Raw genomic sequence first — 23,172 nt, forward strand, 5'->3', positions numbered from 1 at the left:
GTCCGTTCAAACGGCAAGGTAATGGCTTTAAAAAATCTATTTAATCATCAATCATGTTGTGCCATTTCGGATTCAGCCTTCATGCTAATTGACTTCGCAACAAACAAAAAGATAAACCAAGCTACAGCACCAATAAGTGCAATCAATGTTTCCGTCTTAAATAACATCACAATTGCTACGAAACCAAGAAAGATCAATACCAAGTAATCAGTTAATGGTGCAAACGGCATTTTGAAATCAGCTAATGGAAGATGTTGTGTCTTCATTGATTGCCGATATCTCAAGTGCGCAACGATGATCAACCCCCAAATGAGAATAAAACATGTCGTTGCAACACTGGAAATAAAGGTAAATACACCAGCAGGAAATAAGAAATTCAAAACTACCGCGATAGCAATAATCAAAGTTGAGAAACGTAATGCATTAGCTGGCACCTGATGTGAAGATAACTTACTCATCCGTTTGGAAAAGCGTGACTTACCACCATACGTCAATGAGTATAGCATTCGGCCAGTTGTAAACAGAGAACTGTTACATGCCGAAGCGGCTGCAGTCAATACAACAAAATTAATAATACCAGCAGCTGCTTTAATCCCAACATTTTGAAAGACTTGAACAAATGGACTGCTGGATGGTGACACATAAGACCACGGATAGATACTCATAATAACCAACAGCGAACCCACGTAAAATAAGATAACCCGCATGGGAATTTCATTGATTGCCTTGGGAATAACTTCATGCGGATTGGCCGTTTCAGATGCAGTCATCCCCACCATTTCAATTCCGACAAACGCAAACACAACCATCTGAAATGAGAGAACAAATCCCTTTGCACCCTTGGCAAAAAAGCCACCATCACGAAATAAATTGCCAAAGGACGCGTGACCGACAGGCGTTTTAATCGAAAGAAAGATCATTGCCAGCCCGCCAACAATCAGCGCAATAATCGCCACAATTTTAATGATGGCAAACCAAAATTCTGCCTCACCAAACGCCTCTACAGTGATTAAGTTTAAACACAACAGCACAATTAAAATCACAAAACCTGGTAACCACTGCGGCACTTTTGGAAACCAAAACTGAAAGTATAATCCAGCAGCCGTGATTTCTGCCATGGCAATTGTGATCCATGATACCCAGTAGGTCCATCCAACCACAAAGCCAGTGCGTTTACCTATGTAGCGGTCAATAAAGTCGATAAATGAGTGTTGCGATAAATCCGACATGAGCAACTCGCCCAAAGCACGCATCAGCCAAAAGCACATCAATCCAGTCAACATATACACTAAAATAATGGCTGGCCCCGCCAGATGAATGGATTGTCCAGCTCCTAAAAACAGCCCGGTCCCAATTGTTCCACCTAGCGCGATAAGTTGTACATGCCGACTTTTTAACGATCGCGATAATTCTTGCTGATCCGTTTGATTTTCTGCCATCGAATCCTCTACTTTCCGTATGTCCGTTTAAAATTAGTACTCACTAATTCATAAATTATATTATACGAGCGTTTTTCATAATGAACAAACGAAACGATTTCACGGGAAAGGTGAAAATAATTCATCTTAACATTACACGTATTAAAAAAAGAGAGTTAGGTGACGGTAAAAGATCCGCCAGCTAACTCTCTTTTTATCTTAACAATATCCGTTAATCGTACTAATCACAGTCAATTATTTCTTCAATCTTTCAACATCACGAGCAATCATTAACTCTTCATCAGTTGGAATCAACAAAACCTTCGCTGTTGAATCATCTGTCGAAATAATCGCTTCTTTGCCATGAACGTCATTACGGTCATCATCGATCTTAATGCCAGCGTAATTAAACGCATTGACTACTGCAGCACGAATGGCCTTCGCATTTTCACCGATTCCAGCAGTAAATACCAACGCATCAACGCCACCCATTTCAGCAATGTATGAACCAACATACTTCACAATGCGGTTAACAAAAATCTTGATTGCCAATTGAGCCCGATGATCGTCACTCGTCTGTAAATCACGCATATCACCAGACGTACCTGAAATACCAAGCAAACCAGACTTCTTATTCAAAATGTCAATCATCGCTTCAGGGTTAGTAATCCCCAACTTCTGCTGAAGGAACGTGACCAGCGAGGGATCTACATCCCCTGAACGCGTCGCCATTGTGATTCCTGCCAACGGTGTAAAGCCCATGGATGTATCAATCGATTCACCATTTTTAATCGCGTCAATTGAGGCACCTGCCCCTAAATGCAACGTAATGACTTTCAAGTCCGACAATGGCTTACCAAGAATTTCAGCGGCCCGAGCGGAAACATAACGATGACTTGTACCATGCGCACCATAACGACGTGCACCAAACTTCTCATAGTACTCGTAAGGGATAGAATACAAGTAGTTTTCTTCAGGCATTGTGCTGTGGAATGACGTGTCGAAAACGGCGACAGCAGTCGCGTTTGGTAGAACTTCGCGGAAAGCACGGATACCTGTCGCATTGGCAGGATTGTGCAATGGGGCATATTCAGCTAGTTCATCGATCTTCGCTAAGACATCATCATCAATCACCACGGAATCCTTGAAAAATTCACCACCAGCCACGACACGGTGCCCAACACCAGTAATTTCATCAAAACTACCGATGACTTTCAAATCAATAAGTTCCTTCAACAAAACGTTGATGGCAACCTTGTGATCTTTAAAGGGTTGTTCAATTTTAAAATGTTGACCATCGCCATAGTCAATGGTAAATGAGCCTTCTGCTAAACCGATTCGGTCCACTAGCCCCTTTGCAATGACCTCTTCCGAAGGCATGTCGAAAAGTTGGAACTTCAAAGTTGAACTACCTGCGTTAACTGCGATTGTTTTTGCCATGTGCGCGATTCTCCTTTTAGTTACTCATCAAATTTATGAAACGAAACTATTTTTGAATATTTGCTGCGACCCAGTTATCAATTTGATCGGTGAACTGGCGGACAGCGTTTGAATCCTTAAATGATGGAAATTCACCCAATAGAACCTGACCGGCTTGCTTTGCATTGCCGCCCTTTTTCTGAAGCATCAAAATAGCCTTGCGAGCCGCTTTATTAATAAATAATTCTGTCGGCAAGTTGAGCAGCCCCTGAAGGTGCGCCTCCGTTTGAATCCACTCAACCAGTCCCTTGGCCTCAACCGATGTGAATAGTTCGCTAGGAACAAGGAAAATTCCCCAGCCGCCGGGTGTCAACTGATTAACAGCTTGTTCAAGAAGTAAATGATGCACATACGAATGTCCTGATTGGGCTGCCGTTTTAAACTGTTTGGCGTGTTCATCCAATGGGTAATACCCCACCGGTAAGTCACTCACCACTAGGTCTGCCTTAGGCATCACTAATGGATCTAACGCATCTTGATGAAACAATTGAATATCGTGTTTCTGCAAGGTGCCGACAACGTTGGCCGCCGCGAGCATAGAATCATCGTTATCAACACCAAAACTGTCGATTTTTACCGAGTTTGACTCGGCTAGTTGGTTAATAACCGTCGTCAGTAAATTACCGGTTCCCACCGTAAGATCCAACAGATTTAACTGATCGCGGTGAATAACGCGACTGGCTAAATATGCAACCAAAAAGCCAATGGTATCCGGTGTTAGTTGATGATTAGCATCAATTGCATCAGTCTCAACATCCTTCAAAAGGACTAATTGTAGACCACGTCGGATGGTTTCTTCATCTAGTTGATTTAAATTAATCTGACGATACAAAGTCGTTAACTTTTCGACTGCTTCCGTATCTGGCCGACCATTTTCAACTCTGACCTGACCGCCGTCAATAAGATCATCACCCACTTCAATGAAGGCATCTAAATAACTCGTTTCCAGTTGTGTTTGTAAAATCCCAATCGCTTGATCAAGTGTTTGATAAAGTGCTTGTGCCTGTTCTTGTGACAGCGTTACTCACCTCTTTAAATATTTGTCTTTTTAAAATTGCATCAAAAACAAAAATCGATGTCCTTGTTAAGGATACCGATTTATGCAAGTTATTTCAAGTTATGTTTCCGCTCCCAAACTTGATAGGACGCGGTTTCTCCACTCGCTAAAATTATTTTTATTTGTGAATTTTTTAACGTAGCCTGTCCTTCATGAAAAGAAAAGCTGGTTTGCTGGGAATGTCTTGCCTGCATCAGACTGACCTCATTCACGATTGTTTGAATCTGCCAATATTTTCGCTCATTTCTTTGGGCATAAATAGTCGACTCATACGTCATTAACTGAATGAGTAAAATAGTTAGCGTCATAATCATCAAAAAAATGGTGGTTGGCATAACAAATGCTGTTCGAAATTTTGTCTCACCGCTAACTTTCAAGACTAGCCTCCGGAAGGAACGTTGTTCTGCTTACTTGTCGGTGATGACGTGTTTTAAATGATATGGTCAAGCAACCATTTGCATACATCATCGAAGCATCTGATATGTTTTCTACTAATGGCATATAACCACCCTTAGTTGTCGTCATAATAAGGTTGTTTCGCTTAGCGACTAAGCGATAATGCTGAACAACTCCCTTATGCGTTTGCCCAATCAACCTGACCTCATTGCCCTGCTGACTTTCAAACCGAAATTTTTCTTCTGGATTTCCTAAATGCATAACAGTGTTATCCAGTTGGTGAATGCTTTGATACTCGTTCGAAGCGTTATAACGCAATTGTTGCAATGTTAATGTCACGGTAAATAATACCAGCACACCAATTGTTAGCCCCCACAACGTTTCAACTATTGTGAACGCTGGCCTTGACCTCACTCTTACCATTCATAACCTCACCTAACTGTCGACTTGTTTTTTCGTAGCGTAAACGCGCTTTTTTTGTACGCTGTCGTTCGAAAGTTAACCGCGTGTTCATTTGCTGTGTGACCCCCATTACTAGCGTACAAGCACTGAGCGCTAGCGCCAAAGCCAACATTGCCTCGACCATAACAAAGCCAGCTCGTTGACTAACGTTTGAGCTTTTCAATGTGAATAATCCCCCATCCTAATTGTGGCTTAATCGCATATTCTCCGCCCAATGAGGACGTTAAAACAATTCTTCGTGGCGCAATCATCTCATCTTTAATGATCAAGATTTTAGGTGAGGTCTTTGTCACAGATAAGGTTGACGGCATTTTAATGGTCTGCGGTTGATGATAAGTTTCTTTGTAAACAACTTTTCGATCATCAATATTAATTTCTGTGACCAAACGTCCCAACATCGTATGCATTTTAGCCCGTTCAAATAGACTCACTAGTGTTTCGAAAAACTGAGCCTCGGCCTGGCGCTCACGAGTCACTTTAAACGTTTGCACACCAATTCCTAGAATTGCTGTCGTAACTGCAAGGACTAACAAACTTTCAACCAATGTAAATGCCGACCTACTTTTTAACATCCACAGCTGCCACATTGTTGTGGATTTCAATACCCTCATCCTTTGCCTTCGAAATTTGCTTACCCGTGAGATAATTTCCCGTCTGAAGTTCATCGAAGGTCACGTCTTTATCACCATTATCATTCTGATAAAGATCTACCTGTGTTTGAACTACCTGTGTCATGGCTTCCCCATGGGTTTTAGTAGCATTTCGACGGGATGCCGTTAAGTTCGGTACAATAATCAGAATCAAGAGTGAAATAATAAATAGAACAATGGCCATTTCAATTAACGTAAATGCCTGACGTTGTTTAACCCGCATTTTTTGAGCATAGATTTTCAATCTTTTTATCATTATGATAATCCCCCTATTGTGTGATAAAGCGGCAACAAAATACTGAGATAGACACCGACGATGCCTAAACCGATAATGCCAAATAACAATGGCTGAATCAGGCTAATCAAGCCTTCTACTCGGTTAAATAAACGGTGATAAGTTAGTTGAGCATCAACCTTGAGATCTTTAGCAATTTCACGATTACTCAAACCTTTGTTGAAAAAAACTTTAAATGTCGCCGGTATAAAACGATAGCGATCGACAAAAGCGTCTAATTTAGCACCGTTCCGCAAATGATTATTTAATTGATCAGCTAACTGGCGTAATAACGACTTTGCTTCATACGTTTGCAATAATTTCATAACATCATGCGACTGCATGCCACTGTTTAGTAGCAAGCTCAGATTAAGTGATAAATAATAATGCCAATACATTTTCAAAAGTGGGCCAACGACGGGCAATTTGCAGGCAACTTGTAATTGCCTAAGCCGAGGCTGATGCAAAAAACGCCAGCTGATAGTGATGAGACCAGTGATAAAAACTAGCAAACATATTTTTAAAGACCAGCCGATGCTGGGAATCGATAGCTGTTTTGCACCCAGACCTGATAATTCTGGTAGCAACAGCTGTTTGATGGCAACAATTAACAGGCCTAAACAGATTAAAATGCCCAGTGGATATCGCAGTACTGCACGAATCTTTTGCTGTTGACGGACCTTAACGGCCAAAAAATTACCTAGGTTCGTCAAAACTGAAATCAATTCGCCATTTTCCTCAGCAATTTTTATTTGATAAAAGCAGTCTACAGAAACAAACGGACGCATTGCCTCAGCAAACTGAATTCCCTGTGCCAATCGATTCTGAATGTCTGCGATTGTTTGATGCATTTTGGGCAGCATCACTCGTGCAAAATTTAGTCCTTCGCGCGGTGAAAATCCTGCGGTCAATACGTCAGCCATTAAACTGAATAATTGTGCAGTCTGTGGTCCTGACAATTGTCGTAATGCTTCACGATTGCGCCAACTAGCCAGCCTGATATCTTTGAGCCACCTCAGGGGCCACCAAACCGTCGTCAACTGCTTCTCTGAGCGCATCATGCCACCTCCTTGTCATTTGTGTTTTCCTCTGTTGACCATTGAAAAATGGCCTGGCTTCACTAAATAATTCTTCACGTGTCAACCAATCGTATATTGTTACTGGCTGTTGCCGCCCCGGTAACAATCGCTGATAGCACACCCCTGCAATTGCCTGTTCTAAGTCGTTTTTGGCAATGCCCAACTGCGCCAACCGACTAATGACACCAAGGGCACTTTGAGCGTGAACTGTTGATAACACTAAATGTCCGCTCAAAGCGGCCTTGATTGCCACCCGTGCCGTTTGTTCATCACGAATTTCACCGATAATAAAGACATCTGGTCGGTGCCGCAACGCTAACTTCAAAAGCGCATCATAGGTCATGCCGGCAAGCTCGTTCACTTGTAACTGCAAAAAATCAGGCTCCTCAATTTCTACTGGGTCCTCAATTGACAGCACCACAGAATCCGTTTGCCGCTCGTGCGCTAGTTGGTAGATTGTGGTTGTTTTGCCAGAACCCATCGGTCCACTGAGAACAACTAGTCCTGCCGAATTTGTCAGTCCACGAATTGCTGGCCACTGTTTATTTTGTCGAACTGAATGGCTCACCTCCGCCAAAGCATAAATAATTCGAATCACCATCGACTCACGGTCTTGAAAATCCCCGACAGTCGACAATCTCAGATGCACTTGTGCCTTATCAACTCGAACATGTAGTGCTCCCAGTTGTGGGCGTCTGCGTTCGCTAATTGACATATTCGCCTCATACTTAACGTAAGCAATAAGTTGTTCTGCGTGCTCACAACTCAACTCCCCCATTTTTTCAATTCCGGTTACCGTATGGCAGACAATCTCGTAACCTTGGAACTTTGGAAAAAAATACACATCACTTGCATGTTTGGCAATTGCCTGAGTCAACGTATGCATCAATCTTTCTACTGGTTGCATCTCATCACTCCTTTCATACCCTTTACATACGCAAAAAGTGACCCTGTTGTTTGCCAATTTCAAAAAAAAGACAAAAAAAGACATGATCCAAAAGAATCATGTCCTAGCTTGCACTATTCAATTCAAGTCTTGAAAACGCCTATTCGGTGATATCCTCATCCGCAACTTCAGCCGCTTCATAAACATCTGAAACGTCATCGTTGTCGCTCAACTCATCAATCAAATTGACATATTGTTTAGCTTTGTCGCTTGGGACTTTGGTTACATTTTCCGGAATCATTGTTATTTCGGCAGTATCTAAATCAAAACCCTTTTCTTGTAAGGCATCACGAACGGCAGCCAATTGGGTTGGATCCGTGTAAATTTCAAATGCGTCATCAGTCGTATTCATGTCGTCAGCACCGGCATCCAGTGCGTCCATTAACATGGTATCCTCATCAGCATCCAAGCCATCACGTAGGATGACAATGTACCCACGGCGGTTAAACATGAATGCCACAGAACCTGAGGCACCTAATGCACCACCATGATGGGTGAAAGCAGAACGAATTGCCGAAGCGGTCCGGTTCTTATTATCTGTCAATGCAGCAACCATGATGGCAGTGCCACCAGGGCCATAGCCTTCGTAAGTAATTTCTTCAAACTTTTGACCACCAGCACCAGTTGCTTTGTCCAAAGCACGTTTAACAACGTCTTTAGGCATGTTAGCAGCACGCGCTTTTTCCATGACTAACCGTAGTTGTGCGTTTCCGTCAGGGTCGGCACCACCAGTTTTTGCGGCTTGGTATAAGTCACGTGATATTTTTTGGAAAATTTTTCCACGCTTGGAATCCTGGGCGTTTTTACGACCCTGAATATTATGCCATTTTGAATGTCCTGACATGTTCAGCACTCCTTTGATAGTTAGTATGATTTTTGAGCAAAAATAACCTTATACACTATACCACTGGGCCGCGGCCGGTTCAATCTTTTAACCAGATAATCACAAACGAACTGCGGTCTCGTGCTGATGCCTATTTTTATTTGCTGAAATATGGTTCCTCAATCGTCACCGTAGCGGCATCTAAATCGATACTAGCTAAGGCCCCATATGGCAACACTGTGCGTGGATAGGCGTGGCCAAAGTTCATATTGAACAAGATGGGGGTCTGATACGACGCCGTAGCAGCAAGAATTAGTTTTTGGTAATCTTCAAAATACGCCTCGTCTTGAGGTTTACCAACCAAAATTCCGCTTACTGCCTTTAAAATGCCAACTTGGTCAAGCCTCAAAAGCATCTTTTCATAAAGGGACGGCTTGGGCTTTTCCTCACTCGTCTCGATAAATAAAAATTTATTCTGCCAATCAGCGACCTGTGGGATAATTTGATATTTTGTGGTCACTGATGACTCACCAACATACCGCGTTTCAGTCAATAAATCATAGAAACTGTCCAAACAACCACCCAGCAGCTGACCACGAATGACACCGTGTCCCCTAAGAGCCATGTAACCGTGTTTTTCTACATGTGCTGTCAAAGGAATGCCAACTGTGTCAACTGAAAAATCCTGACGACTGTCATACCAGCGATCACTGCTATTTATCTTCGAAATGACTGGATTTTTAAAAACACGTTCAAATTCATGTTTGGTATATGGCAACATTTCCGGACCCAATTCGGCAAAATCCGCCAGAAAACTCGGTCCATAAAATGTCGCCAATCCCATTTTATAAAACATTAAATGATTGACTGTCGTATCCGAGAACCCTAAAAAGACTTTAGGATGCGTCCTCACTTGCCTAACAAACGCTTCATCTTCACACAGGAATGGTAATAATCGATATGTGTCATCCCCGCCAATGGCAGACATTATTCCCTGAACCGAGTCATCGAAAAACGCCTGCCTAAGATCCGCTGCCCGTTTCTCAGGATGGTTACGAAGAAACTGAGTCCCCTTTAACGTATGCCTCATGTACACAGGTTCTAGACCCAGCTCGTGCAATCTGTGTTCTCCTAAGACTAATTCATGATGGAAAGCTGCCTCGCCGAGTCCGCCACCGGACAAACTGACGATTGCGATGTGATCACCACGTTTTAATTGAGCCGGTTTAATCATCTGGTCACCACCTTGTTTCAGAATAGCATCAGTATGAACCTTTGTTGAACTGATTAACATGAATTTCACAAGTTTTCATAAGCCACATGATATAGACAACTGTCGTACAATGTAATGAAAGAAAGGAAGCCCATTATGAAACAGCCACCAATCGCGAAATTATACGAAGCCTATTCGGCCATTGCAGATCACCGCGTCCAACAACCTGATGTAAACCGCTGGCAAATAACATCTAGTGATACCGCTCAGTATTACACGGTTATTAGCAGTGATGATGCACAAACGTTCAGTAGTAACGACAGTGCCACATATTGGCAAGGTTACCCGGGTTACCCTATTCTGGCCGTTTGGCTTACTCTAGGTGTATTGCCAATCAATCAGAAAATCTTACCTACCTTTGAAAAAATTAACTGGCACGCTCGTAATGAAGCAGTTCATAATCATTACGAGCAGGCAATTAACCAATTTCTAAGTGAGCAGACTGGCGACATGGCTAAAATAATTCAACAATCGTTAGCTGATCAAATGTCCCAACTGGCTACTTTAAACTTCACAATTAAACGAAATCGATCGCCTAAAAAATAAAATAGAGCTTGCGTAAAAATGCGTGAGCTCTATTTCTGTATACCTTTACTTAGTCGATTGACGCTTCTTCAAACCATAAGGTAGAACAACCGTCTTATCGCCAATTTCTTCATTGTTCATCAATTTAGTTAACAAGCGCATGGACACAGCACCAATGTCATAAAGAGGTTGCGTAATCGAACTCATCGTTGGCCGGGAAATTTCTGTGAAGCGCGTATCATTACTAGTGATGATTTCGAAATCCTCTGGTACCTTAACGCCAGCGTCAGTTAGACCGTTTAATACCCCGGCAGCTAATTCATCGTCACCAACGAATGCAGCAGTTGCCTTAACATCTTGCAATGCCTGGGCCAATGCATAACCAGCCTTATATGAATAATCTGTTTGGAAAATCAAGCCTTCATCGTAGCCAATTCGTTTGCTACTCAAAGCCTGCTTGTAACCTTTCAAACGGTAATCCTTGTTGATACTTTCATCCATTGATCCCGTCACAAATGCAATGCGTTTGTTGCCACGACTAACCAGTTTTGCAACAGCGTCAGTTACCGCAGCGACATAGTCAATGTTGACGGATGGTGACTGGTGTTCGGGATCAACCGATCCAGCAAATACAATTGGCGCATTAGCCCGGTTAAAGGCATCGCGCAAATCTTTACTTACTTGGTTACCCATGAAAATAATCCCGTCCACCTGCTTAGCGGTCAAGTTATCCACAACTTGTAATTCTTTATCATGATTTTCATCGGAGGATGCCAAAATGATATTGTACTTATACATCAAGGCAACGTCATCAATTCCCCGAGCTAATTCAGAAAAGTACGAGTTTGTTAAATCTGGGATGATAACCCCGATCGTTGTTGTTTTTTTAGAAGCCAAACCACGTGCAACCGCGTTTGGCCGATAATCAAGCTGGTCAATCACATCCAAAACTTTCTGCCGTGTAGCCGGTTTAACATTGGGATTGCCATTAACAACCCGTGAAACCGTAGCCATTGAAACCGCTGCTTCCCGGGCAACATCATAAATCGTGACTGTTTGTTTATCCATTGTTATACCCTTTCATTACTAATTTAATTTGTTTTCATCGGTTTTCATAACCTGTTAAATATAACAGAGCATTAAAATGAAAGCAATCATGAAACCGCTTACTTTTAATATAAATCAAACCTTTGTGGTCTGCAAGTCAGAAGCCACTGGTGTGATATACTGGTTTTACATTTGATTTTCAAAATTAACATGAAAAATGAGGCGAAGTTATGGCAGATTATTCACAACTCAAACAAGTTCAGCAATGGATTGGCAAACAAGGAATGGATCTTGGCTACTTTAGCAACTTTCAAACAATTCAGTATTTAACGGGCTTTGGATCAGACCCCATTGAACGGGTGCTGGCCCTGTTCGTTTTTCCAGATGCTGATCCTTTCTTGTTCTGTCCTGCTCTGGAGGTTGAGGCCGTCAAGGACACCGGCTGGCCTTACGGCGTGTACGGGTACTTAGACCACGAAAATGCCTATGCAATGATTGCCGACCAAATTAAGGCCCGCACTTCTTCACCTGCTAAATGGGCCATCGAAATGGGTAACTTAACCATTGAGCGATTCAACAAAATGCATGAACAGTTCCCTGACGCGATGTTTGACTTAGACGCCACAGATTACATTGCTAATTTGCGTGTCATAAAGACACCACACGAGATTGAGTTACTTAACGCTGCTGGCGCTGAAGCTGACTACGCCTTTGAAATTGGCTTTAAGGCTGTTGCTGCCGGTGTTCCTGAGCAACGTGTCGCTGCCGAATTACAATACGCGTTAATGAAACGCGGCGTGATGAACATGAGTTTTGACACCCTAATTCAGGCCGGTGCACACGCTGCCGAACCACACGGTGCAACTGGCGCCAATAAAATTGAAAATAACGAACTCATTCTGTTCGATTTAGGAACTATTCATGAAGGCTACATCTCAGATGCTTCGCGGACTGTCGCTCTTGGCAAACTGTCAGACAAACAAGCAGATATCTATAAAGTTTGTTTAGAAGCTCAGTTGGCAGCCATGGACGCCGCTAAACCAGGTATTACCGCCGCCCAGTTAGATAAAGTTGCGCGTGATATTATTAGTAAGGCAGGCTATGGAGAGTACTTTATTCACCGTCTCGGTCACGGTATGGGGCAATCTGAGCATGAATTTCCAAGCATCATGGAAGGTAATGATCTGGTGCTGAAAGAAGGCATGTGCTTCTCAATTGAACCTGGAATTTACATTCCTGACGTCGCTGGTGTTCGGATTGAAGATTGTGTCCACATTACCGCCGATGGTTGTGAACCATTCACTCACACCAGCAAAGACTTAACTTACGTCGGTTAATCCAATAAACGCATCACACCTGGCGTTAAAATTTAGGTTTCTAAAAGCCACTGAAAATTCCGAAACTATCTCCGGAGTTCTCAGTGGCTTTTTCTCTCAATATAATCAGTATGACTAAAATTATCAGCGTCCATTAATAAAGTCTTGGACCAGGATGCCAGGACTTGCGTCGCCATTTAAATAGATTAACAAGGTTAACGATAATAAGGACAAGCATCACTGTCACACCAAACAGCAACAGCAAACTGTCCATTAAACTGAGATTACCCGCCAGAGCACGATTAACTGCCATTACAATGAGCCAGGCCAATACAACGATGCTACTAACATAATGTGTTGGATAAAACGATGGTTTCATATTAGCGCCTCCGTTAGCTTTTTTCTTATTATACAATTACTTATATCACTAATACAAAACAATCAACTCAACAAAAATGCTTCAATTCACGTTGGTGTGAATTGAAGCATTTTTGATTGAAAATCAATAATAGTTATTTTTTTGCTTTATCGCTGGCGCTGTCAGCAGCACTTTTTGCTGTTGAAGTCGCTGACTTAGCAGCTGGACTTGTTTGGCTTGCCTTGCTTTGCGCAGCGCTGGCGAGTGACTTAGCGGAGTTAGCCGTGGACTTTGCGGCACTAGCAGCTTTGTCTGTAGCTGATTGTGCACTGGCCTCAGCCGCAGAAGCTTCCGAAGTTAATTTACTATCAGCAGTAATCACAATGTCGTCGCTGTCGTCATCATAATCTTCGTCATTAACACCGTTCAGTTCGTCCCGCAATGAAGCTGTCTCATCATCAAAGTCGTCATGCTTCTGACGGAAACGGTCACGGAATGAAGCACCACGATCACCTAATGAACCGGCAAAATCATGTGCTGATTCATTAGCCGATTCCGTGTAGTCTTTCAATGATTCCTTGGCATCGTCCACTGCATCGGCGGCGTAAAATGCATAATCAACAGCACGATCGCGAACTGCCTGATAACGTTCTGTTGCTTCTTCACGTAATTTATCGCGTTGTTCCTGTGATAATGAACGATACCCAGCATAAGCTGCAGCACCGCCTAACACTAGCCCTAACCAAAAACCTTTAGCCATTTTGTCGTCCTTCTTTCACGTTATTTATTCGTTGTCCGAGACTGTTTTTTCGTTTGATGGTTTCGATACATCTTATAAACAGATTTAGCAGCCTTGGTAGCAACACCTACCTTACCTGCACTTTTACCAGTGCTGGTAACCCGTGTGGTCAAATCACGTGTTGCGTTGTTTAAGTCTGAAACACTTTCACCTAAATCAGCAGCGGCCTGAAAGACCGGATCCACTGTTGCAACTTTATGATTCACATCATCTAACAGCTCGTTTGCATTGCCAAGAATATCCTCTACCTGCTTGGATAAAACATCCACAGAGCTACGGATAACTGCGACACTCTGGTTAACTTCGTGAAATGTCTGCAATAACACCATCAGAAAAATGCTAATAAAGATTGCCAAAATTAAGAATGCAATTGCTGCAATTACGCCACCTGTCATAATCTTTCCTCCAACTTTTCATAATGAATCATGTACTTAGCATCAGCATACCATAAACCGCAAACGCACAAAACCGTTTTCATTCGTCAATCATTATTCTGCGTCACCCAAGTTCGTGAGCTGGGTCATTTCTTCCGCCGATAGTGTAATTCTCGAGGCAGCAGTGTTGCTAAAGAAGTGATTGACATTGCTAGTCCCAGGAATCGGTAGAATCACGTCTGAACGATGCAATAACCATGCCAATGCTATTTGAGCCGGAGTCGCGCGATGTGCCTTCGCAATATCGGCCAATGGACCAGTGGCTGTGGCAAGATGCCCCGTCGCCAATGGATACCATGGAATAAAGGCAATATGGTGCTGATCGGCGTAGTTCAAGACGCCTTCATCATGTCTATCTGTTAAATTGTAACGATTCTGAACTGATGCAATCGGCGTAATCTTTTGAGCTGCTTCAATATCATCAATCGTAACCTGGCTTAACCCAATATGTTTAACCTTGCCTTCTTTTTTCATATCGGCCAGCACACCAACTTGGTCAGCTAATGGATAATGCGGATCAATTCGATGCAGTTGAATCAAATCAAGACTTTCCAACCCCAATGAAAAAAGATTTATCTCAACTTGTTGACGGAGATAATCAGGATTGCCAAGCGGCGTCCAAACATCTGGTCCTTGTCTGGTAAAACCAACTTTAGTAGCAATCATTTTATGAGCACCCTCATAATCCTGCAAAGCTTGTCTAACATAATCATTAGCAAACAGTGGACCATACGCATCGGCCGTATCAATGAAGTTAACATCACTGTTCAGAACAGCATCCATCACATCAACTGCAGCCTTAGGATTCGCATTTGGCCCCCAAACACCCTTTCCTGGCAACTGCATCGTGCCATAACCCAGTCGGTTAACTTCTAAATCGTCATCAAACTTAAATGTCTTTGCTACCATGCTTAGTTTTTCCTCCGTAAGTAACAGTTAATTCTGGAATAGTACGTCCATCTCGCGTGCAAAACTCAATCGTCGTGTGATCACCGGTTGATGTGACCAGTGCAAACGTACCACCTAGACTTGCATATTGGCCACGCGGTTGACTAATACTGCCAGGATTCAAGAAAACAATCCCAGATGTTTCAACCACGCCCAATTCATGCGAGTGTCCAAAAAAAGCAAAGTCTGCCTTTGCTTCCCGTGCGGCTAATGCCAGTCGCGTTAAATCTTGTTTGATTCCGTAACGATGACCATGTGTCAAGAAAATTCGTTTGCCATCCACTGTGACCGTCTGTGATACAGGATACGAAGAATCAAAATCCATATTACCGCCGACCACATGATAATTTTTCCATACTGGATCGTCCGCTGGCAATTCAGAATCACCACAGTGACAAAAAGCATCCACTTGACCTGTAAACCGATCAGCAAGAGTTACCAAAATGTCTCGATCACCATGACTGTCACTTACCACTAGTAATTTCATCAGTCTTCACGCCACCAAATTGGAAATTGTGCCATCAATGAATCCATGGCTTTGCCACGATGACTAATTTCGTTTTTTTCATCCATGTTCATCTGGGCAAACGTCTTTTTCTTTGAAGCCACGTAAAATAGTGGGTCATAACCGAAACCATCTTTACCACGCGCCTCACGTAGAATCGTGCCCCGCACATCACCACTAACAAATAACCGTTTACCATTTGGCTTAACGGCCACGATCGTCGTGTGAAAATTAGCCGTGCGTTCATCATCCGGCACCTTGTCCATGGCTGCCAAAAGCTTACGGTTGTTTGCTTCGTCATCATGGTTGCCGGCGTAACGGGCTGAGTGGATACCAGGTTCACCATTTAGCGCATCGACCTGGAGACCAGAATCGTCTGCAATAATCGGTAATTCGACCGTCTTCGCCAGCGCGTCTGCCTTGATTTGAGCGTTTTCAGCAAACGAACTACCATCTTCTGGCGGCATCGTCACACCAGGAAAATCTTTTAGCGTCAGCACTTTAATCCCCAGTGTTGCAAACCGTTTGCGGTATTCCGCAGCTTTACCTTCATTTTGAGTTGCAATTACAATTGTATCTGCCATAACTAGCCTCCACCTTGTTATTGTCTTACACCCTTAATAATGACCATTTTCAGTAAAAATTTCAATCAATGACCGCTTTATCCACATTCATTCCCGATAATTCAAGCCACTGCATCGCGATCGTTTTGAACATTGCTGGCGAACCGGTTGTAAAGTAATGATCTTCGCCAACCTTTTTCTTAGCAGCCATATGATAAACATCAAGCAACTGCGCTACCACATTGACAGTTTCTGCTCCGGAGTCAATCAAGGTTACATTACTCCCCATGACATTTTGAATCAGCGGCCGTAACAACGGGTAATGCGTACACCCCATGACCAGCGTGTCAACCTTGCTATTGGAAAACGGTTGCAGTCCCTGTGCTACGATTTGTTTTGCAATCGGTGCTTGGTATTCATTGCTTTCAACAAGCGTGACAAACTTCGGGCAGGCCACACTCTGCACATCAACCGTAGCATTCTGTGTATGAATCGCCCGTGCATAAGAGCCACTTTTGACTGTTCCCTCTGTTGCAATAACTCCAATATGGCCATTTTTTGAAGCCTTGATGGCCGCCTTGGAACCTGGATCAATCACACCGATAACGGGAATCGTCATTTTCTTTTGCAGATCTGGCAGTGCGGCAGCAGTTGCGGTATTGCACGCAATGACCAGCATTTTAATGCCTTGCTTTTCTAGAAAATGAACCATCTGCCAAGTAAAATCGACAACCTGTTCAGCGGGTCTTGGCCCATAGGGCAATCGAGCTTGATCACCAATGAAGCGGATCGTCTCGTTTGGCAATTGACGCAGTGCCTGCTTAACCACCGTTAAACCGCCGACACCAGAATCTAAAAAGCCAATTGGCAAATCTGCCCGCAACCGAGTTTTATCCATTTCAACCATAATGACAAACGCCCCTTTATGTTTTCGTACTTTTTTCGTTCTCTAAAAAACTTGAAACTATAGCATGACGCTTTCTGTGGTCTTTTTCAAGCATGCAGTCTGAAAACTTCTGTCCAGTCTTTTTTGACGGATGAAAGTTTGCCGCTGCAAGGCTATAATTAAAGTAATTTATGTATCTTAAGGAGACCAGTCATGGACCAATCAACCTATAATAAACTTTTACAACAGCCCGCAGTGTCTGCACTCGGCGCTGGTTTCATCCGCGACGAAGTACTTCCCGCTATTCTGGGCAGTGACCAGTTGACCATTCTCTATTGGATTGGCCGTCAAATGGCGCGTCAAAACCCTCTTTCAGAAGAACAAGCCATTACCACGTTGTTCACACAACTTAATTTTGGTCGGCTGGTTCAAACTCACGGTGGTCGCAAACAACAACGTTTCGAACTAAACGGTCCGGCAGTCAGTCATCGGTTAGCTGCCTATCCTGAAGCAAGTTTCGACTTTGAGGCCGGTTTTCTTGCCCAAGAAATCGAAATCATTACTGGTGCCGCTACTGAAGGAACCGTTGATGAAATTCATAAGGACCATGTGACGTTTATCATTCAGAGTGATCCAAAAAACATCGTCGGTGAAGTTGCCGCCAGAGTACCGAGCTTAAACATTCATAGTGAAGATACCAACGACGCGGAGCAGTCAAAATAACAACACGACTCTCAATTTAAGGACCTACCCGCTCTGACGACTCCACACATAAACAGGCATCTATGTATGAAAAAACACTTCAAATCCATTATGGACTGAAGTGTTTTTTTACGACTAATTAGTCTAAAAATACTTTTAAAACATTAACGTGTGCACTACTGAGACAAAATCTCTAACTATTTAAAATTTGTCAGATTTTGTGCCGTTGGATCCAACTGTTGCCAGTCTTTTGAGTAGTAACGTGTATTGATGTGATACTTCGGCTTAGCCTGTTTGTTAGCCATGAATGGACGAACACCCTTATCCACAGCAACCCAACCACGCCAACCTAGGTGAATCGTGTCTTCCATAAAGTATGGTTGACCGCCATCCTGACTCAAATCAAGCACATTATTGAAACCTTGTGAGGACAATTGCTGCTTAATCTTATTGTTCGTTTGGTCGATCATCTCACGATTAAGTCCCGTATACTTGGCCCACCGCTCATTGATTGGTGGCAAGATGAAAAGGACATCCGTATGCGTTTGTGCGAACTGATTCAGTACCAGCTCAAAATCACTGTATTCAGGAGATTTTCGGTAATCAAACTTAGCCTGTTCACCCTTTAGCTCTGCAACATGACCACGTAAACGATTGCTGTAAAAACTATTCTTGATACCCAGCGAATTATTGGTTGTGTTCTCTTTACCCAACGTAGTTGCCGTTTTGTCGAGTGCAGAATAACTTTGGGAATCTGGCAATTGCTTGACGCCTTTGTCAATCTTACTCAAGTTATGCCCTAAACGATAATCAGAGAAAAGTTGATCTTCATGAGATAAAATCAAAGCACTAACGGATAATTGAAGACGATTGTAATTTGACAACGGCTTACCCTTAGCTACTTTACGTAACATTTGAGCAATCGCATGGTCTGAATGACCGGAAGGCATCTCCAACAATCTTTGGGCTGCATACCGATTCATTTTTGTGTTCTGAATTTGTTGGAGCCAATCGACGGTCTGAAGCTTGGAATAGTAGAATCCAAAAGCGTCCGGACGGGCACCCTGTGGCACAAACCACTGAGGAGAAATAATGAACACTGCTTTTTTATTTTTCATCTGAGTGTCAATCGTTTGCATCGAATAATACTGTGTTAACGATTGTGTACCGGCCGCGCCGAGCAAAAACGGACGGTAATTACGGTGATACTTTTGCGCCAAAACTGATGGATGCAATGGATCCATCCGTGACAGCTCACTAGAGCCAAAAAATGGCACGTACTTACCAGCTAACGCCTGCTTTTTAATCTGACGGCCCTTAAAAACTTGTGGCGCTAATGAAACCGCCGCGCGACGCTCCGTTTCCGCCGAGTTGTGAGCAAAGTTAATTGGCGAAAGTAATAGCAAAAGTAAAATGATGAATGCCGTAATGACCGGGCCGATAATCAACCAAAGTCGTTTCGAGGAATTCATGATTAGTCTACAAGTCCTTCCACCTTAGTCACAATTTTATTAGGGGTGTCCCATTCGCTGCGAACAAATTCAGATACAGGTACGTTAACACCTAACTGACTTTGTAATTCGAGTAACAACTGAACTGAACCCATTGAATCCATCAAACCAGAATCAAATAAGTTTGTGTCCATATCTTCCGAAACATCGTTCCCCGTTAAGTCGTTCAAAATTGAAATAACCGTTTCTTTAACATCCATAATTAGTTTTCCTCCTGTAATTAGCTAGCAATAACAACGTGTTACTAAATTAAATCACTTGGTTTAATAATGACCGAACCAAAGTTTGCTCAAGAATCCAGAGAAGAGCAAGAAACTAAAACAAACGAAGTTGAACGTCAGAAAAATCGCAAATGCTTCCGTCAGTTTATTATGCGGAATACTCTCACGATGCTTCTTCTTAAAGCGTAGCCACCAATCGTTGACGACTAGTCCAACACCATGTAGTAACCCATAAGCAATGTAATACCAGGTTACCCCATGCCAGAAACCCATGATTAACATATTAAAAATATAGGCAACATTGCTGACCGTTACCCGGCTCTTAAAAATCTTGTTTTTCATCATGGCAAAAACTAATCGCATGAAGACAAAATCACGGAACCAGAATGATAGCGTCATGTGCCAACGATTCCAGAAGTCCTTCAAGTTATGAGACTGGAATGGCCGGTTAAAGTTCATCGGTGTTTCGATACCCATCAAATATGAGATGGCAACCGCGAATAAAGAATATCCGGCGAAGTCAAAGAACAAGTACATCGACCAAGCATACATCACTCCGACCAGTGGCCATGAGAAGCCTGTTCCACCATAGCGCAACGTTAACGTTTCTAGCTTTGGTACAAGCATGGTACCAAACAAATAGGCTAATAAAAACTTATACATAAAGCCCAAGAAAATGTAATGCACGGCTTTTTCAATCATGCCAACATATTTTTCGCGATCGGGAACTTTTTGATAATCATCAAGCCAACGTCTGTACCGATCAATTGGTCCCGACGAAATGGTTGGCATAAACAGTAGAAACTCAAGAAACAGCATCGGATGGAATTCTTTAATAATGCCATCCCGCATTTCCATGATCATCCCAACTGACCTAAAGGTTAAATAGCTAATCCCCAAAAATCCAAATAAAGAAGTATGTCCAGGATTAATGGCGGGCGTAATCTTAACAAACAGCAATGGGACAATACTCAATAAAAATGCGCCGTAAAAGATCCACCGATTATTGGCTTTTTTACGATAGGCCATATAACCGCCGACCATGAGCCACTCCCAAATCACGAAGCCAATCAGTGCCACACCTTGTTGCCACTTCTGACTATCAAACATCAAAAAGATAAAAACAAGCGACACGGCACTTTGGTACCAACGCCAGCGATGACCGTGGTACAAACCGATCATTAGCGGGATTAACCCAATCAATAGATAAACAAAGTATTGGGGATTCCCATATGGCTCTAAATTAATCATGCAGGGTTCACCTCGGCAATAATCGATTTAATGTCGACCTTCCCGTTTGCTGTCAATGGCAGGCTGTCTTTGTACACAAACCGGTTAGGAACCATATAATCCATCATGACATCTTTCAGTTCCTGTTTAATCGCCGTTGTTCGTTGAAGATCTTTCTTAAAGTCGTCCTTTGAATTCGGTACAACGTACGCCCACATTTGGCTCACTTTGTGGTTGCTATCATACTTTGGCACTGCCACAGCCTGTTTGATCCACTTATTGGCGTCAAGATAATGATTAACCTCTTCCAGTTCGATTCGGTAGCCATGTAACTTGATTTGGAAGTCAATGCGACCTAAGTAATGCAACATGCCGTCTTCATCAAGAAAGCCAAGATCACCAGAATGATAAGCTGTGCGACCATCTTCTGTAAAGAATGCTTTTTCCGTTTTTTCTGGATTATTAAGGTAACCCTTGGAAACACTTGGTCCACTGATAATGATCTCGCCATTTGTGCCGGCAGACAATGTCTTGTTTTCGTCATCGACGATGCGAATCTGCGTGTCAGACTTAACCGTGCCAATTGGCAAACGCCCTTTTTCAATCAAGGCGTCAGTAATTTCAACGCCAGTAACGGCAACTGTCGTTTCAGTTGGTCCATAAGTGTTAAAAATGTGCGCATGCGGAAAGCGCGCCCGTAAATTTTTCGCGGTGGAAACAGTCAGCTCTTCACCACAGAACAAAAAGTGACTCAAGTCTGGCAAATGCTGTTCGTCAAACGTCGGTTCTAACAGACAAATGTCAGCAAACGATGGCGTTGAGACAAACACATTCAGGTTCATTGTCGGCAATGTTTCAAACAGTTGTTTGAAATTATCCGTCACCTGTTTTGGCAGTGCCATTAAAGTGCCACCCAGAGCTAGTGTTGGCGCCCAATCCATAACAGATAAATCAAATGAATATGGTGGCTGTGCCAACGTTACTGGATTTTGAGACAATTTAAAATCATCGCTAAGCATCCAGTTTGTATAACTGAGTAAATTTGTGTGACTGATTTGCACACCCTTGGGTTTCCCCGTTGTTCCTGACGTGAAGATAATGTAGTAATTGTCATCACCATCAACAGGATGATCCAATTGATAAGTTGCAGTTGGCGCACTGAGCAAGTCAGTTAACGTATCGCCCGTCAATACAGGTTGTTCGCCAACATCCACTGGCAATGCATCGACAGCAATCACAGCAGCTGGATGCGCAATGTCCTCAATCATCGTTAACCGATCATTTGGTGAATGTTTGTCCACCGGAATGTACGCATGTCCAGCCTTAACGGCACCCAAAAAACTTGCAATCATTGCAAACTGTTGACCACCGAAAACGATAATCGGCGATTTAGCAGGTAGATTGAGTCCGTCCAAATAGGCAGCAATGGCGTCTGATGCACGTTTTAACTGTGCATATGTATGCGTCTCCCCCATGTCATTGTAAACAATGGCATCAGGAGTCGTTGCCGCCCAGTTATCAATCGTGGTAATCATATTATCAATCATAATTTCCCTCCATCCCACGTTCTAGAATTCGTTATAGATGAACTTACTCTGATTCAAACCAGAGTAACTGTATAAGTAGATCAACAATAACAAAATCACGAAATAAAAAGCAGTCCGTAAGACAAATGTGACCCATGGCTGATTTAGCCATATTTTAAACTTTGCCATATTTTCTCTGTCCTCCACTTTGTACCAATATCTCCAGTATAACGATTTTGACCCCATCCATTGTTAAAAAAAGTCTTAAACTAGACTGGCTCTATTTTGGTACACCGACTAGCATACCAGAAAACACAAAAAAAGACCCTAACCACATAACGATGTGGTCGGAGTCTCACTAAATTCTCACTTTACGAACATTACGCGAGAACCTACGCCATATACTGTGCTAGCGTCTTTTGAATTTGTTCCTTTGTGTGGTAGCCCACGAGTGTGTCCACAACGTTGCCGTCCTTCTTGACGATCAACGTTGGAATCCCCATGATACCAAATTTTGATGGCGTGTCAGGATTTTCATCTACATCCATCTTTGTAAATGAAACTTTGTCGCCCATTTCGTCTGCTAATTGTTCCACAACTGGGGATTGCATTTTACATGGGCCACACCAAGTTGCCCAGAAATCTGTCACTGCAACACCTGTATTAGTATCTGCATCATAGGTTTTATCTGTTGTTACATTAACTGCCATAAACATTCAGCCTCCCGTTCACTAACTTTTTGTA

General features: G+C 42.8%; 29 protein-coding genes. 3 read left to right on the forward strand and 26 right to left on the reverse strand.

Annotation, left to right across the window (positions count from 1 at the left end; all coding sequences use genetic code 11):
* Positions 1–47 precede the first annotated feature (47 nt).
* From LROSL1_RS09025 to LROSL1_RS09080, 12 genes are all read right to left on the reverse strand, one after another.
* Positions 48–1,439, reverse strand: a complete 1,392-nt coding sequence (locus tag LROSL1_RS09025; protein WP_017261150.1) for an amino acid permease — start codon at positions 1,437–1,439, stop codon at positions 48–50.
* Positions 1,440–1,673: 234 nt separating this feature from the next.
* Entirely contained in the window at positions 1,674–2,858 is a 1,185-nt protein-coding gene (locus LROSL1_RS09030; protein WP_017261151.1) for an acetate/propionate family kinase, read from the reverse strand.
* A gap of 46 nt (positions 2,859–2,904) precedes the next feature.
* Complete coding sequence (locus tag LROSL1_RS09035) at positions 2,905–3,915, reverse strand: class I SAM-dependent methyltransferase (RefSeq protein ID WP_178914952.1); 1,011 nt, start codon at positions 3,913–3,915, stop codon at positions 2,905–2,907.
* Between the two features lie 89 nt (positions 3,916–4,004).
* Positions 4,005–4,331, reverse strand: coding sequence for a hypothetical protein (locus tag LROSL1_RS09040; protein ID WP_178914393.1), 327 nt, complete (start codon positions 4,329–4,331; stop codon positions 4,005–4,007).
* The gene (locus LROSL1_RS09045) at positions 4,321–4,773 is read right to left on the reverse strand and encodes a competence type IV pilus minor pilin ComGF (RefSeq protein WP_152323447.1); all 453 of its coding nucleotides are present in this window, start codon (positions 4,771–4,773) and stop codon (positions 4,321–4,323) included. The genes LROSL1_RS09040 and LROSL1_RS09045 overlap by 11 nt, the downstream gene beginning before the upstream one ends.
* Complete coding sequence (locus tag LROSL1_RS09050) at positions 4,733–4,975, reverse strand: hypothetical protein (protein ID WP_178914394.1); 243 nt, start codon at positions 4,973–4,975, stop codon at positions 4,733–4,735. The genes LROSL1_RS09045 and LROSL1_RS09050 overlap by 41 nt, the downstream gene beginning before the upstream one ends.
* Positions 4,956–5,384: a pilus assembly FimT family protein gene (locus LROSL1_RS09055; RefSeq protein WP_017261156.1), complete on the reverse strand. Its 429-nt coding sequence runs from the start codon at positions 5,382–5,384 to the stop codon at positions 4,956–4,958. Before LROSL1_RS09055 ends, LROSL1_RS09050 begins: the two co-directional genes overlap by 20 nt.
* Positions 5,371–5,718 carry a competence type IV pilus major pilin ComGC gene (comGC, locus tag LROSL1_RS09060; RefSeq protein ID WP_017261157.1) on the reverse strand — a complete coding sequence of 116 codons (348 nt, stop codon included), beginning with the start codon at positions 5,716–5,718 and terminating at the stop codon, positions 5,371–5,373. Before comGC ends, LROSL1_RS09055 begins: the two co-directional genes overlap by 14 nt.
* Positions 5,718–6,797, reverse strand: coding sequence for a type II secretion system F family protein (locus LROSL1_RS09065; RefSeq protein ID WP_178914395.1), 1,080 nt, complete (start codon positions 6,795–6,797; stop codon positions 5,718–5,720). The genes comGC and LROSL1_RS09065 overlap by 1 nt, the downstream gene beginning before the upstream one ends.
* The gene (gene comGA, locus LROSL1_RS09070) at positions 6,724–7,722 is read right to left on the reverse strand and encodes a competence type IV pilus ATPase ComGA (protein WP_017261159.1); all 999 of its coding nucleotides are present in this window, start codon (positions 7,720–7,722) and stop codon (positions 6,724–6,726) included. The genes LROSL1_RS09065 and comGA overlap by 74 nt, the downstream gene beginning before the upstream one ends.
* Positions 7,723–7,861: 139 nt before the next feature.
* Positions 7,862–8,605, reverse strand: coding sequence for a YebC/PmpR family DNA-binding transcriptional regulator (locus LROSL1_RS09075; protein WP_017261160.1), 744 nt, complete (start codon positions 8,603–8,605; stop codon positions 7,862–7,864).
* A gap of 136 nt (positions 8,606–8,741) precedes the next feature.
* A complete protein-coding gene (locus tag LROSL1_RS09080) occupies positions 8,742–9,818 on the reverse strand; it encodes a S66 family peptidase (protein ID WP_178914396.1) in 1,077 nt (358 codons plus the stop codon).
* A 135-nt stretch (positions 9,819–9,953) separates the two neighbouring features.
* Between LROSL1_RS09080 and LROSL1_RS09085 the strand changes: the two genes are divergently transcribed.
* Positions 9,954–10,403 carry a hypothetical protein gene (locus tag LROSL1_RS09085; RefSeq protein ID WP_225440519.1) on the forward strand — a complete coding sequence of 150 codons (450 nt, stop codon included), beginning with the start codon at positions 9,954–9,956 and terminating at the stop codon, positions 10,401–10,403.
* 45 nt (positions 10,404–10,448) lie between these two features.
* Here LROSL1_RS09085 and ccpA read toward each other — a convergent pair whose 3' ends face one another.
* Positions 10,449–11,450, reverse strand: coding sequence for a catabolite control protein A (gene ccpA, locus LROSL1_RS09090; protein ID WP_178914397.1), 1,002 nt, complete (start codon positions 11,448–11,450; stop codon positions 10,449–10,451).
* 209 nt (positions 11,451–11,659) lie between these two features.
* On the opposite strand from ccpA, the gene LROSL1_RS09095 reads away from it, so the two are divergent.
* Positions 11,660–12,766, forward strand: a complete 1,107-nt coding sequence (locus tag LROSL1_RS09095) for a M24 family metallopeptidase (protein ID WP_178914398.1) — start codon at positions 11,660–11,662, stop codon at positions 12,764–12,766.
* A 133-nt stretch (positions 12,767–12,899) separates the two neighbouring features.
* Here the strand turns inward: LROSL1_RS09095 and LROSL1_RS09100 are convergent, their stop codons facing one another.
* The 7 genes from LROSL1_RS09100 to racE form a co-directional block, all read right to left on the reverse strand.
* Complete coding sequence (locus tag LROSL1_RS09100; protein WP_017261165.1) at positions 12,900–13,124, reverse strand: hypothetical protein; 225 nt, start codon at positions 13,122–13,124, stop codon at positions 12,900–12,902.
* A 133-nt stretch (positions 13,125–13,257) separates the two neighbouring features.
* A complete protein-coding gene (locus LROSL1_RS09105) occupies positions 13,258–13,863 on the reverse strand; it encodes a YtxH domain-containing protein (protein WP_178914399.1) in 606 nt (201 codons plus the stop codon).
* 20 nt (positions 13,864–13,883) lie between these two features.
* On the reverse strand, positions 13,884–14,297 hold the full coding sequence (locus LROSL1_RS09110) for a DUF948 domain-containing protein (RefSeq protein WP_178914400.1): 414 nt from the start codon (positions 14,295–14,297) through the stop codon (positions 13,884–13,886).
* Between the two features lie 93 nt (positions 14,298–14,390).
* Positions 14,391–15,245 (reverse strand): aldo/keto reductase, encoded by an 855-nt coding sequence (locus LROSL1_RS09115; protein WP_017261168.1) that lies wholly within the window; start codon positions 15,243–15,245, stop codon positions 14,391–14,393.
* Positions 15,226–15,771 carry a metallophosphoesterase gene (locus LROSL1_RS09120; RefSeq protein ID WP_178914401.1) on the reverse strand — a complete coding sequence of 182 codons (546 nt, stop codon included), beginning with the start codon at positions 15,769–15,771 and terminating at the stop codon, positions 15,226–15,228. The genes LROSL1_RS09115 and LROSL1_RS09120 overlap by 20 nt, the downstream gene beginning before the upstream one ends.
* Positions 15,771–16,373: an XTP/dITP diphosphatase gene (locus LROSL1_RS09125; RefSeq protein WP_017261170.1), complete on the reverse strand. Its 603-nt coding sequence runs from the start codon at positions 16,371–16,373 to the stop codon at positions 15,771–15,773. Before LROSL1_RS09125 ends, LROSL1_RS09120 begins: the two co-directional genes overlap by 1 nt.
* Before the next feature lie 61 nt (positions 16,374–16,434).
* Positions 16,435–17,259, reverse strand: coding sequence for a glutamate racemase (gene racE / locus LROSL1_RS09130; RefSeq protein ID WP_017261171.1), 825 nt, complete (start codon positions 17,257–17,259; stop codon positions 16,435–16,437).
* A gap of 192 nt (positions 17,260–17,451) precedes the next feature.
* Here racE and LROSL1_RS09135 point away from each other — a divergent pair, with 192 nt between their 5' ends.
* Positions 17,452–17,961 (forward strand): DUF2507 domain-containing protein, encoded by a 510-nt coding sequence (locus LROSL1_RS09135; RefSeq protein ID WP_017261172.1) that lies wholly within the window; start codon positions 17,452–17,454, stop codon positions 17,959–17,961.
* A gap of 176 nt (positions 17,962–18,137) precedes the next feature.
* Here the strand turns inward: LROSL1_RS09135 and dltD are convergent, their stop codons facing one another.
* The 6 genes from dltD to trxA form a co-directional block, all read right to left on the reverse strand.
* A complete protein-coding gene (gene dltD / locus LROSL1_RS09140) occupies positions 18,138–19,412 on the reverse strand; it encodes a D-alanyl-lipoteichoic acid biosynthesis protein DltD (protein ID WP_017261173.1) in 1,275 nt (424 codons plus the stop codon).
* Positions 19,413–19,414: 2 nt separating this feature from the next.
* Positions 19,415–19,651, reverse strand: a complete 237-nt coding sequence (gene dltC, locus LROSL1_RS09145; protein ID WP_017261174.1) for a D-alanine--poly(phosphoribitol) ligase subunit DltC — start codon at positions 19,649–19,651, stop codon at positions 19,415–19,417.
* A 63-nt stretch (positions 19,652–19,714) separates the two neighbouring features.
* Entirely contained in the window at positions 19,715–20,923 is a 1,209-nt protein-coding gene (gene dltB / locus LROSL1_RS09150) for a D-alanyl-lipoteichoic acid biosynthesis protein DltB (protein ID WP_017261175.1), read from the reverse strand.
* Positions 20,920–22,449, reverse strand: a complete 1,530-nt coding sequence (gene dltA / locus LROSL1_RS09155) for a D-alanine--poly(phosphoribitol) ligase subunit DltA (RefSeq protein WP_178914402.1) — start codon at positions 22,447–22,449, stop codon at positions 20,920–20,922. Before dltA ends, dltB begins: the two co-directional genes overlap by 4 nt.
* 21 nt (positions 22,450–22,470) lie before the next feature.
* On the reverse strand, positions 22,471–22,617 hold the full coding sequence (locus tag LROSL1_RS09160) for a teichoic acid D-Ala incorporation-associated protein DltX (protein WP_017261177.1): 147 nt from the start codon (positions 22,615–22,617) through the stop codon (positions 22,471–22,473).
* Positions 22,618–22,820: 203 nt separating this feature from the next.
* A complete protein-coding gene (gene trxA, locus LROSL1_RS09165; RefSeq protein ID WP_017261178.1) occupies positions 22,821–23,138 on the reverse strand; it encodes a thioredoxin in 318 nt (105 codons plus the stop codon).
* Positions 23,139–23,172 lie beyond the last annotated feature (34 nt).

This window comes from Furfurilactobacillus rossiae (genome assembly GCF_013394005.1).
In the GTDB taxonomy this organism is placed as follows: domain Bacteria; phylum Bacillota; class Bacilli; order Lactobacillales; family Lactobacillaceae; genus Furfurilactobacillus; species Furfurilactobacillus rossiae.